Here is an 11,974-nt window from a genome sequence, read left to right on the forward strand (position 1 = left end):
TTCGCCTAGAAAAGGAAATAGCGCTGCGCCATGGGCAGGGTTTCCGCCGGGTCGCAGGTCAGGAGTTCGCCGTCGGCGCGCACCTCGTAGGTCTCCGGGTCGACTTCGATCTCCGGCGTCTTGTCGTTCAGGACCATATCGGCCTTGGTCACCTTGCGGATGTCGCTGACCGCCAGCACTTCGCTCTCCAGGCCTAGATCTTCCCAGATATCCCCGGCCATCGCGGCTTCCGAGACGAAGGTCGCCCGGCTCTTGGGCAGGGACTTGCCGAAGGCCGCGAACATGGGGCGATAGTGCACCGGCTGAGGCGTCGGGATCGAGGCGTTGGGGTCACCCATGGGGGCCATGGCGATGCTGCCCATCTTCAGGACCAGATCCGGTTTCACGCCGAAAAAGGCCGGGGACCAGAGCACCAGATCGGCCAGTTTGCCGACCTCCAGCGAGCCGATGTGGGCCGACATGCCGTGGGCGATGGCCGGGTTGATGGTGTATTTCGCGATGTAGCGCCGGACACGGAGATTGTCATTGTCGCCGGTCTCTTCGGGCAGTTTTCCGCGCTGGCGCTTCATCTTGTCGGCAGTCTGCCAGGTGCGGATCAGAACCTCGCCGACCCGGCCCATGGCCTGGCTGTCCGAGGCGATGATCGAGAAGGCGCCGATGTCGTGCAGAATGTCTTCCGCCGCGATGGTCTCTTTCCGGATCCGGCTCTCCGCGAAGGCCACGTCCTCCGCAATGGAAGGATCCAGGTGGTGGCAGACCATCAGCATGTCCAGATGCTCATCCACCGTGTTGACCGTGTAGGGCCGGGTCGGATTGGTGGAGGAGGGAATGACGTTCTGCAGGCCGCAGACCTTGATGATGTCGGGGGCGTGGCCGCCGCCCGCGCCCTCGGTGTGGAAGGCGTGAATGGTTCGGCCCTTCAGCGCCTCGATCGTGTGCTCCACGAAGCCCGACTCGTTCAGGGTGTCGGTGTGGATCATGACCTGCACGTCCATGTCTTCCGCCACCGAAAGGCAGCAGTCGATAGCCGCCGGGGTGGTGCCCCAGTCCTCGTGCAGCTTCAGGGAACAGGCGCCGGCTTCGATCTGTTCGATCAGACCGGCCGGTTGCGAGGCATTGCCCTTGCCCGAAAAGGCCAGATTCATGGGAAAGGCCTCGGCGGCCTGCAGCATGCGTCCGATGTGCCAGGGACCGGGCGTGCAGGTGGTGGCGTTGGTGCCGGTGGCGGGACCGGTGCCGCCACCCAGCATGGTGGTTACGCCGGAGGTCAAAGCCTCCTCTATCTGCTGCGGGCAGATGAAATGAATATGGGCATCAAAGCCGCCGGTCGTCAGGATCTTGCCTTCCCCGGCGATCGCTTCCGTCGAGATGCCGACGATGATGTCGACGTTCGGCTGGGTATCCGGGTTACCCGCCTTGCCGATCCCGGCGATCCGTCCGTCTTTCAGTCCGACATCGGCTTTGTAGATGCCTGTGTGATCGACGATCAGGGCGTTGGTGATGACCGTATCCACTGCCCCCTGGGCCCGGGAGGCTTGGCTCTGGCCCATGCCGTCGCGGATGACCTTGCCGCCGCCGAACTTGACCTCTTCGCCGTAGGTGGTCAGGTCTTTTTCTACCTCGATAAAGAGCTCGGTATCGGCGAGCCGCACTTTGTCCCCGGTGGTCGGGCCGTACATGGCGGCATAGGTCGATCGGGAGATTTTTGCGGGCATCAGTCGAGCCCTCCCATGACTTTTGCGTTAAAGCCGAAGACGGCCCGCTTGCCGCGCAGAGGCACCAGGGTGACTTCGCGGGTCTGGCCGGGCTCGAACCGTACGGCGGTGCCGGCGGCGATGTCCAGACGCTGGCCGCGCGACGCCTCGCGATCAAACTGCAGGGCCGGGTTGACTTCGAAGAAGTGATAGTGGGAGCCGACCTGCACCGGGCGGTCGCCGCTATTCGCAACCTCAAGGGTCGTCGCTTCACTGCCTTCGTTCAGCGTGATCTCGCCGTCGGCCGTGATGATTTCACCTGGGATCATGGGGGCTGTCTCCTTTGACCGGGGGCTCAGCGAATCGGTTCGTGAACGGTCACCAGCTTGGTGCCGTCGGGGAAGGTGGCTTCAACCTGGACGTCGTGGATCATCTCGGCAATGCCCTCCATGACCTGGTCGCGGGTGATGACCTGCGCGCCCTCGGCCATGAGCTCGGCAACGCTGCGGCCGTCGCGCGCGCCCTCGACCACGAAGTCGGTGATCAGGGCGATGGCCTCCGGGTGATTGAGTTTGACACCGCGCTCCAGCCGGCGGCGCGCCACCATGGCGGCCATGCTGATCAGCAGCTTGTCCTTTTCTCTCGGGGTCAGGTTCATGTCGGTCCTTCCGGGTCGCTAACAGGTCCAGACGCGCGGCAGAGCGCCGCCGCGCAGTCTTTCAAGAAGTGGAATGAGGGTGGCACGCAGCCTGTAGCCGCTGGGCGCGAGAATGCGGGTCAGGACAACACCGCCGAGATCACTGCAGCTCGCCACAACGCCCGACTGATCCAGAAGAGGGCGGATCGCGTCGCGGAGTGTGCTGCTGTCAGGCGCGCAAACGATGACGCTCGCGATGGCGCGGGCTTCGTTGCCGATCGCGGTGCGGTTGAGCTGCGCTACGGGATCGCCGGAAAAGCCCAGACGGTCGGCGAAGAGTAACTGACCATCCCGTTCGATCCGCCAGGAATCCCGCAGCAGGCCGGAGCGGACCTCTTCGCCCATGGCGGGGCGGCCGAAGATTATCGACTCGCAGGCGACAAGCCGCGAGGAGGCGGTCAGACTGACCTGGGTTTGGCGGTCCAGCTGGCCGCTGTCGAAAAGAATGGTCTCCTGCGGCAGCCAATAAGCCGAGGCGTTGGCAGCGACGTCGATCCGGCTGTCGATCCGGGCGGGCTCGGCGCGGGACCTGTAGATCCGCTCGCAGGCCTGGGTGGTGACGACCGCATCAGTGCCTGTTCCCCAGGTGGCTTCGATCGAGAGATGGTCGCGGTCGGTTAGGCCGCCGGAGGTGTTGACCAGGACCGCTTCCGGCCCTTGCGCGGCGATCCGGGGCAGGCGCGCTTTCAGGCAACCCTGCTGGAAAAGATCGCCAATCCTGCTGCGGCCCGCGGCATGCTTGAAGGACAGCCGTACAGCGCCCTGAGCGCGCTGCAGCTTCGCGGGCCTCGACCGGGAGCTATCTGCCGTATCAAGGAATTCCGGAACCGCCGCTCTGCTCAAGCTCTCCAAATTCATGCCTGCCGCTGTCCCGTCAGATCGTCAGGTGCTTCATGATGGCCGTCTCGTCATCGCTTTTCATTTCGCCCGACATGACGATTTCCCCGCGGTCCATGACCGCGTAGCTGTCAGCCAGCGCGCGGACGAAGTCAAAATACTGTTCGACCAGAAGGATGCTCATTCCACCGCGGCTGCGCAACAGGCGAATGACCCGCTCGATATCCTTGATGATCGAGGGTTGAATACCCTCGGTCGGCTCGTCGAGAATCAGCAGGCGCGGTTTCATCACCAGGGCCCGCGCGATGGCGAGCTGCTGTTGCTGGCCGCCGGAGAGATCCCCGCCGCGCCGTCCAAGCATATCTCCCAGCACCGGGAAGAGCTCGAAGATTTCATCCGATATGCGCCGTTCCCGCCGTGGCAGGACGAAGAGCCCGGTCTGCAGGTTTTCCCGGACGCTCAGCAGGGGGAAGATCTCCCGGCCCTGGGGGACATAGGCCAGACCCGCGCGGGCCAGATCTTCGCTGCTCGCTTTGGTCACATCTTGACCGTCCCAGGTGACGGTCCCGCGCGAGACGGCTGCCTGACGCATGATCGCGCGCAGCAAGCTGGTTTTGCCCACGCCATTGCGCCCCAGCAGGCAGGTGACCTTGTCCTTGGGGACCTCCAGGCTGACCGATCGCAGCGCTTGCGCGGCGCCATAGTGGAGATCCAGGTTCGAAACGCTCAGCATAACCTATCTCCCCAGGTAACTCTCAATGACGCGCTCGTCGGCGCTGACACTGTCCAGGGAACCTTCCGCGAGGACCGAACCTTCCGCCAGGACCGTGACCTTGACGTCCAGGTCGCGCACAAAGCTCATGTCGTGCTCGACCACAATGACGGAGTGGTTCTCGGCTATTTCGCGCAGCAGGCGTGCGGTCTCGACCGTCTCGGAATCCGTCATTCCCGCGACCGGTTCGTCGACCAGCAGGACCTTGGGATTCTGGGCCAGCAGCATGCCGATCTCCAGCCACTGCTTTTGCCCATGCGAGAGTGAATTGGCCATACGGTCCCGCAGGTGTGTCAGGCGGATGATCTCAAGCAGTTCATCGATCCGGGTCTTGTCTCTGGCGCTCGCGGACCAGAGAAAGGTCTCCAGGACGCCGCGCACACCGGAGAGCGCGAGCTGCAGATTGTCGGCGACAGTCTGATTTTCGAAGACCGTCGGTTTCTGGAATTTACGCCCGATGCCCAACTGCGCGATGTCGGCTTCGTCCAGCTTGGCCAGATCGACGGCGCCGTCGAAAAAGACTTCACCGCTGTCCGGTTTGGTCTTGCCTGTAATGACGTCCATCATGGTGGTTTTTCCGGCGCCGTTGGGGCCGATGATGGCGCGCATCTCGCCGGGTTCAATGTAGAGCGAGAGGTTGTTGAGCGCCTTGAAGCCATCGAAGCTGACGGTGATGCCGTCGAGATAGAGGACAGAAGAAGGCAGGTCGCTCATTGGGCGGGCCCCTCGTTTGCGACCGTTGCCGTGCCAGGGGCACTTTTGCGGTCTTTGAAGCCTTGCCAGCGTGCGATCAGGAAACCCGCGATTCCCTTGGGCAGGAAGAGCGTGACGGCGACAAAGAGTCCGCCGAGCGCGAAGAGCCAGAACTCGGGCAATTCGCCGGTAAACCAGGTTTTCGCGTAGCTGATCAGCACCGCGCCCAACACCGCCCCGATCAGGGTTCCGCGCCCGCCGACCGCGACCGCAATGACGATCTCGATGGAGTTGGCCGGGGCGAATTCGCCCGGATTGATAATGCCGACCTGCGGCACGTAGAGCGCCCCTGCGATCCCCGCCAGACAGGCGGAGACAACGAAAACCATCAGCTTGTAGTGCTCGACCCGGTAGCCCAGAAAGCGTGTGCGGCTCTCGGCATCGCGGATGGCGGCCAGGACCATGCCAGCCCGCGATCGGGTGATCAGGCGGCAGAGGACGTACCCCAGTCCGACCGCGACGGCGGAGGCGGAAAAGAGCACGGTGCGGGTCGTATCGCTTTGCAGGGAAAAGCCAAGAATGTCCTTGAAATCGGTCAGGCCGTTGTTGCCGCCAAAGCCCATCTCGTTGCGGAAGAAGGCCAGCATCAAGGCATAGGTCAGGGCCTGGGTGATTATCGAGAGGTAGACCCCGGTCACGCGCGAACGGAAGGCGAGCCAGCCGAAAACGAAAGCCAGGATGCCTGGTGCGAGCACCACCATGGCCAACGCGAAGCCAAAGCTGTCGAAGCCGTACCAGTACCAGGGCAGCTCCGACCAGTTCAGGAAGACCATGAAGTCGGGCAGCTCCGGATTGGCATAGACGCCACGGTCGCCGATCTGGCGCATGAGATACATGCCCATGGCATAACCGCCCAGCGCGAAAAAAGCGCCATGGCCGAGTGAGAGGATGCCACAGTAGCCCCAGACCAGATCCACCGAGAGAGCCAGCAGCCCGTAGCAGAGATATTTTCCCATCAGGGCGACGGCATAGCCGGGCACATGAAGGGCGCTTTCCGGCGGGAGCAGCAAATGCAGGGCCGGGACCAGCAGAGCAATGAGGCCGAGGAGCCCCAGGAACCAGTAACTTCCCTTGTCGAGAGAACGAAGCAGCATGCCTGTGATCATGCTTCCGCCCCCCGGCCCTTGAGGGCGAAGAGCCCTTTCGGCCGCTTTTGGATGAAGAGGATGATAAAGACCAGGACCAGGATTTTCGCCAGCACAGCGCCGGAGTAAGGCTCCAGAAACTTGTTGGCGACCCCCAGGGTCATGGCGCCCACCAGCGTGCCCCAGAGATTTCCGACTCCGCCGAAAACCACGACCATGAAACTGTCGATGATGTAGCTCTGACCCAGGTTCGGACCGACGTTATCGATCTGGCTGATGGCCACACCGGCAAGCCCGGCGATGCCCGAGCCCAGCCCGAAGGTCAGGGCATCGACCCACTTGGTGCGGATACCCATGGCGGCCGACATCTGCCGGTTCTGCACCACGGCACGCATCTGCAGACCAAAGCTGGTTTTGCGCATGGCGACGAAAAGCGCGGCGAAAACCACCAGGGTGAAGGCTATGATGCAGATCCGGTTGTAGGTGAGCGTCAGCTGGCCCAGTTCCAGCGAACCGGACATCCAGGAGGGATTGCCCACCAGCCGGTTGTTGGGGCCGAAGATGCTGCGCACCGCCTGTTGCAGAATCAGTGAGACGCCCCAGGTGGCGAGCAGGGTCTCCAGTGGCCGTCCGTAAAGGAAGCGGATAATGCCCCGCTCCATGGCGATCCCGATTAGAGCCGTGACTCCGAAAGCGAGGGGCAGCGCGATCAGCAGAGACCAGTCGAAGAGATCGGGCATTGAGGTGCGGATCACGTCCTGCACCACGAAGGTCACATAGGCACCGATCATGACCATCTCGCCGTGGGCCATGTTGATGACGCCCATCACGCCGAAGGTAATGGCCAGGCCGATGGCGGCCAGCAGCAGGACCGATCCGAGACTGATGCCGTAAACGACGTTCTGTGCTGTTGCCCAGAGCGCCAGGGCGCTTTGCATCTCGGCGATGGCCCGCTCGGCCCGTTCCGCAACTGCGCCGCTGTCATTGCTCACGACCTGGGTGAGCAGTGCGAGCGCGTCCTGATTGGCCTTGGGCGCAATGACGTCGATGGCGGCAAGCTTGTCGCTTTCCTCCGCGTCCGAGGCCAGAAGGGCGGCGGCGCGGGCGCGTTCCATCTCACGCTTAACCCTGCTGTCCGTTTCCTTGGCGATGGCGCCGTCGAGCAACTCGAGCGCGCTGGAATCGCGCGTGTTGAAAATGCTGCGGGCCGCGGCAAGGCGCCGATTTCGGTCCGCACTGCCGAGGGTCAGCGTGCCCAGGGCTTTGCGGACCGCGGAGCGCATCCGGTTGTTGATTTTTACTCTTTTTAACGCCGACTTGGAAAAGTCGCCCGCTGTCTCGCCGTTAAATGCGAAGAGGTAAGAGCCTTCTTGGGCCGGATCGGGAAGGACGATGTGACCATCGGCCTTGGTGATAAAAAGCTGCCTCTTAACGAGAGCGTCCAGGACTTCCGCTGCCCGTTCGTCCTGGGTTGCTGCGATGTCGTCGACGGCCTTGAGGCGGGCTTTAAAGCTTTTTTCCGCGAGCCCTGAGAGCGCGGTTTCCAGATCAGCCGCCTGCGCTGGCTGAGAAGTGTTCGAGGTGAAGATCAGCGCGCAAAGAAGCGGGATCAAGAGGAATCGCAGGCAATACATTGAAACGAATATCCGGGGCTGCTGTTGGCTGAGAGAGCGAAGTGTGGGGACAGCTCACACCCTGTGGTGCAAGCTGTCCCCCTATTTATTTGCGCCTCTTTAGCTGCCGCTGCCGCCGCACTTGCCGGTTTTGGTGTTGAAGTTTCCGCAGGCCAGGGGCTTGCGCCAGTCGGAAATCAGGTCCGCGGAACCGGCCAGGTAATCGGACCAGGCATCGCCGACGACCATGCCGGGGGTCTCCCAGACGATTTCGAACTGCCCGTCTTCCTGGATCTCGCCGATCAGAACCGGCTTGGTGATGTGGTGGTTCGGCATCATGGCCGAATAACCGCCCGAGAGGTTCGGCGCGGTCACGCCGATGATGGCGTCGCCGACCGCATCAGGGTCGGTCGTGCCGGCCTTTTCAACCGCGGCGGCCCACATGTTGAAGCCGATGAAGTGCGCTTCCATGGGGTCGTTGGTGACGCGCTTTTCATCGCCGATGAAGGCTTTCCATTCTTCGACGAAGCTCTCGTTTATTTCGGCCTCGACGCTCTGGAAGTAGTTCCAGGCCGCCAGATGCCCGACCAGCGGCGTGGTGTCCAGACCGGCGAGTTCTTCCTCACCGACCGAGAAAGCCACGACGGGAATATCTTCGGCGGCAATGCCCTGGTTGCCGAGTTCTTTGTAGAAAGGCACGTTGGCGTCGCCGTTGATGGTGGAAACCACGGCGGTTTTCTTACCGGCGGAGCCGAACTTCTTGATGTCCGAGACGATCGTCTGCCAGTCGGAGTGCCCGAAAGGCGTGTAGTTGATCATGATGTCTTCGTCGGCGACACCTTTGGACTTCAGGTAAGATTCCAGGATCTTGTTGGTGGTGCGGGGATAGACGTAGTCAGTTCCCGCCAGCACCCAGCGCTTTACCTCGCCGCCTTCTTCGCTCATCAGATAGTCGACGGCGGGGATGGCCTGCTGGTTCGGCGCGGCACCGGTGTAGAAGACGTTCTTGGAGCTCTCCTCGCCCTCGTACTGAACCGGGTAGAACAGCAGGCTGTTGAGCTCTTCGAAGACCGGCAGAACGGACTTGCGCGAGACAGAGGTCCAGGCCCCAAAGACAGCTGCGACCTTTTCCTTCTCGATCAGCTCACGGGCTTTTTCCGCAAAGAGTGGCCAATCCGAGGCCGGGTCCACCACAACGGCTTCCAGTTTCTTGCCGAGTAGTCCGCCCTTGGCGTTCTGCTGTTCGACCAGCATCAGCATAACGTCTTTCAGAGTGGTTTCCGAAATGGCCATGGTGCCGGAGAGGGAATGAAGAACGCCGACCTTGATGGTTTCTTCGGCGGAAACGACCGCGGAGCCGGACAGGAGGGCCGCGCTGACGACAGCGGCGCCGATCCCTTTCCGCAAGAAGTTGAGTTTAGACATGATGCTTCTCCCGTGCATTTTTTTGTTGCGTCGCAACATGTCATTACAAGCGCCGTGCCAAGACTCCGCCGCCGGGAGATAAAGTGATTAATGCTTTGTAAAGAATTGGAAAAGTTGCGGAGGCGCATTTCCTTTTCTTTCAGGGGATGCAGAAAATCGCCTAAAAATTATGCGAGATGTTCGTTCAGCATAAAAATTAGGCATATGAGCATCAGATTTCGAGGCTGATCGAATCAAGAACGCGCTCTGACCGATTTGGCGCCCCTGACGGGTTAAGGTGTATTTACGGCTATCGTTAGTTCGGCTAATGATCGATACGCTGGCCGCTCCGCTTGACCGGCAACAGGTCTGTCTCTTCAGGGAACTTGCTTTGGCTCAGGAAAACCCTCTCGACCTCTCGGTTCGTGCCCTGCGCGTCCTGGTCGCTGTCGATGAAGCCGGGTCCATGGCAAGGGCGGCCGAGCGGCTGGGTGCCAGCCCGGCGGCGGTCTCTCAGCAGATCTCGAACCTGGAAGCCTTTGCGCGAACCACGCTTCTGGATCGCGGTGAGCGGCCGATCCGCCCGACGCCCGCCGGGGCACTTTTGCTGAGCCATGCCCGTAAGGTGCTGTTGTCGATCGCCGAGGCGCAGGCGCAGATGATGGAGCTCAATCTTTCGTCCCTGCCGCAACTTCGCTTCGCGGTGATCGACGACTTCGATGCGTCGGTGACACCCCATCTGATCGGTGCCCTGCACGAAACCTATCCCAAGACCGTCCTGAGTGCGGTCTCCGGCCGGTCCGACAGCATGACCGAGGTCTTTGTCCGGCGCGAGGCGGACATCGCGATCACCGGCCTGCCGCCGGACGACCCCTCGATCTACGACGTCTTTCCCTTACTGCAGGAGACCTTCGCGGTCGTTGCCGCCCGGGGCGCTCTGAGCCCTGATATGCCGCTCCGGCCCCAGCTGGAGCGGTTGCCCTTTGTGCATCACGACGAGAAGATGCCGATCGGCCGTCTCGTCGAGCAGCATCTGCGGCGGCATCGCTTTTCCGCCGAAAGACGTTTTTCTTTTGAGGCCTCCCGCTCGATCCTGGCCATGGTCGCGATGGTCGGCGGCTGGAGTCTCGGGACCCCGCTGAACATCCTCGACAGTGCGCGTTTCGAAGCCGGAACCGAGGTGATCCAGTCTCCCTTCACCCGTCTCACCCGCAAGGTTTACCTGGTCGCCCGGCGCGGCGAGCTGGGGACCTTGCCCGGACGGGTTGCCGATCTGATACGGAACTTCCTGGGTGACAGCGTCACACCGCAGGTGCGGCGGCTCTCGGGGTCCGGTGACGCGCTTTTCGAGGTCCTGTCAGATACGGATACCGCACTTCACGGTTAGCTGCCGCCGGATCTCATGCAGCCGCGCGGCAGCAGAATGTTGAAGCGTTCTCTGATGATTTTATCGACCTCCGGCTCGATATAGTCCGGATAGTGGCTCGCCAGGATCTCATCCGCGCGGGTCCTGGCGCGGGTCCATAGGTCGGTCGCGCCGGCTTCCTCCCAGGTGCGGGGCTCGTTCCGGTCGGCAAGCGCGGGATAGAAGTAATCGCGCTGCATGGCGTCCATGGTTTGCGCCGCGCCCAGGAAGTGGCCTTCGCCGGTCACGGCTTCGCGAATGGTCTCGAAGCCCAGAGTCTCTTCGTTCACTTCGATACCGCGGATCGCCCGATGCACGTGGCTGAGCATCTCATCGTCGGCCACGAAGGCTTCAAAGGATGCGCCAAGCAGGCTGGCCATCATGCCGGAGGACTCGTAGATCATGTTGGCGCCGCCCAGGCCCGCGGCGAGCGCGGAGATCCCTTTTTCCATCCCCATCTGGGCATCGACGGCCTTGGCGTCCGACATGGAGGACGCAACGCCGCTGGGCAGACCCAGGTGATTGCTGATCTGTCCGGAAGCTGCGTTCATGATGCTGATCTCGCCGCCACCGCCGCAAAAGGCGCCGGTCCTGAGGTCGATGACCAGGGGCCAGTTGGAAAAGATCATCGGATAGCCCGGCGCGAAGAGGTTGACCATCACCAGGGCGGCCAGCGTCTCCGCAGTCGATTGCACCAGAAAGCCGGCGGGGGTGGCCGGCGCGGTTGCGCCTGACATGGCGGCCACGATGTTGTTGATCGGGACACCCAGACGGATGCACTCCAGGGCGACGCCGACCGCATCCTCGCCGTAGCGCAAGGGAGAGATCACCGGGCTGATATGCGCTTTGCAGAAAGGCCGCTCTCTAAACCGGCCTTCACCGCCGAGGGCAAGATCGAACATTTCAATCACCGGCGCGACGTACTCCGGCAGGGTAAAGGAGGTGCCGACCGGCTTTGTCGTGCCCGCAAGCAGGGCGTAGGCGGTATTGATATCAAGATCGAAGTTGTCAGGGATATCGGTCGCCACACAGCAGCGGGTGAACCAGCTCACGTTGGGCAGGGTATCGACTAAACGCGTGAAGTCATAGAGATCCGCCAGGGTCGAGGGCCGGTAGAGGCCGCTCTTCCGGTCCAGGGTCTGTACCGCGGCGCCGCCCGTGCCGAAGTAGACCTTGTCACCGCCGACCTCGAAGTCATGTCTCGGGTCGCGGCCATAATAGATAAGGCTTGTGGCCGCGCCTGCAATGATGTCTTCGACCATGGAACGCGGATAGCAAAGGCGGCCAAGGTCGTTGAGACGTGCGCCCCCGGCCAGCGCCATTTCCTGCACCATCGGCGGGACTTCGCTCATCCCGATTTCTTCGAGAACGCGGAAAGCTTCGTTGCAGATCGTATTCAGTTTGGCATCCGAAAGCGGGCGATAGGCACCGCCGCGCTGGCCGGGTGTGCAGGGATCGACTTCGACTTCGGGGGCCAGGCGTGCCGCCTTGCGTGCTGCGCGGCCACCACCGCGCCGGCCGATCCGCGTTTCTTCCGACGTCATCTCCATTCACTCCCGCCTGTCCGGATTCAGTCTGCCCGATCTTGAGGCTCCCCGCCTAAGACTGCGAAGGCGCTTCAGGAAAACCGAAGACTGTCCCGCCATCTGCCTTAACTTGGATTTTGACCGTGAAATCTCTTGCCGGCTTTGCGCATGCTGGCGGGGTGCAAGGA

Annotated in this window: 11 protein-coding genes; 1 reads left to right on the forward strand and 10 read right to left on the reverse strand. The window is 62.2% G+C overall.

The annotated features are described in order from the left end of the window. Nucleotides 1-5 precede the first annotated feature (5 nt). The 9 genes from ureC to urtA all read right to left on the reverse strand — a co-directional run bounded on the left by ureC (nucleotide 6) and on the right by urtA (nucleotide 8,876). A complete protein-coding gene (ureC, locus tag FKG95_RS00120) occupies nucleotides 6-1,715 on the reverse strand; it encodes an urease subunit alpha (RefSeq protein ID WP_142893927.1) in 1,710 nt (569 codons plus the stop codon). After that, nucleotides 1,715-2,023, reverse strand: a complete 309-nt coding sequence (locus tag FKG95_RS00125) for an urease subunit beta (RefSeq protein ID WP_142893929.1) — start codon at nucleotides 2,021-2,023, stop codon at nucleotides 1,715-1,717. The genes ureC and FKG95_RS00125 overlap by 1 nt, the downstream gene beginning before the upstream one ends. Nucleotides 2,024-2,049: 26 nt before the next feature. Then, the gene (locus FKG95_RS00130; RefSeq protein WP_142893931.1) at nucleotides 2,050-2,352 is read right to left on the reverse strand and encodes an urease subunit gamma; all 303 of its coding nucleotides are present in this window, start codon (nucleotides 2,350-2,352) and stop codon (nucleotides 2,050-2,052) included. A gap of 18 nt (nucleotides 2,353-2,370) precedes the next feature. Next, nucleotides 2,371-3,249 carry an urease accessory protein UreD gene (locus tag FKG95_RS00135; protein WP_142893933.1) on the reverse strand — a complete coding sequence of 293 codons (879 nt, stop codon included), beginning with the start codon at nucleotides 3,247-3,249 and terminating at the stop codon, nucleotides 2,371-2,373. A 16-nt stretch (nucleotides 3,250-3,265) separates the two neighbouring features. Then, on the reverse strand, nucleotides 3,266-3,961 hold the full coding sequence (urtE, locus tag FKG95_RS00140; protein WP_142893935.1) for an urea ABC transporter ATP-binding subunit UrtE: 696 nt from the start codon (nucleotides 3,959-3,961) through the stop codon (nucleotides 3,266-3,268). Nucleotides 3,962-3,964: 3 nt separating this feature from the next. After that, the gene (urtD, locus tag FKG95_RS00145; RefSeq protein WP_142893937.1) at nucleotides 3,965-4,714 is read right to left on the reverse strand and encodes an urea ABC transporter ATP-binding protein UrtD; all 750 of its coding nucleotides are present in this window, start codon (nucleotides 4,712-4,714) and stop codon (nucleotides 3,965-3,967) included. Beyond that, the gene (urtC, locus tag FKG95_RS00150; RefSeq protein ID WP_142893939.1) at nucleotides 4,711-5,859 is read right to left on the reverse strand and encodes an urea ABC transporter permease subunit UrtC; all 1,149 of its coding nucleotides are present in this window, start codon (nucleotides 5,857-5,859) and stop codon (nucleotides 4,711-4,713) included. The genes urtD and urtC overlap by 4 nt, the downstream gene beginning before the upstream one ends. Continuing rightward, nucleotides 5,856-7,472: an urea ABC transporter permease subunit UrtB gene (urtB, locus tag FKG95_RS00155; RefSeq protein ID WP_142893941.1), complete on the reverse strand. Its 1,617-nt coding sequence runs from the start codon at nucleotides 7,470-7,472 to the stop codon at nucleotides 5,856-5,858. Before urtB ends, urtC begins: the two co-directional genes overlap by 4 nt. A gap of 99 nt (nucleotides 7,473-7,571) precedes the next feature. After that, entirely contained in the window at nucleotides 7,572-8,876 is a 1,305-nt protein-coding gene (gene urtA, locus FKG95_RS00160) for an urea ABC transporter substrate-binding protein (protein ID WP_142893943.1), read from the reverse strand. A gap of 307 nt (nucleotides 8,877-9,183) precedes the next feature. Between urtA and FKG95_RS00165 the strand changes: the two genes are divergently transcribed. Beyond that, a complete protein-coding gene (locus tag FKG95_RS00165) occupies nucleotides 9,184-10,242 on the forward strand; it encodes a LysR family transcriptional regulator (protein ID WP_142893945.1) in 1,059 nt (352 codons plus the stop codon). Here the strand turns inward: FKG95_RS00165 and FKG95_RS00170 are convergent. Beyond that, nucleotides 10,239-11,804, reverse strand: a complete 1,566-nt coding sequence (locus FKG95_RS00170) for a trimethylamine methyltransferase family protein (RefSeq protein WP_142893947.1) — start codon at nucleotides 11,802-11,804, stop codon at nucleotides 10,239-10,241. The two genes, FKG95_RS00165 and FKG95_RS00170, sit on opposite strands and share 4 nt — an antisense overlap. Nucleotides 11,805-11,974: the final 170 nt, after the last annotated feature.

The organism is Denitrobaculum tricleocarpae, assembly GCF_007004665.1.
Taxonomy (GTDB): Bacteria; Pseudomonadota; Alphaproteobacteria; order Kiloniellales; family Kiloniellaceae; genus Denitrobaculum; species Denitrobaculum tricleocarpae.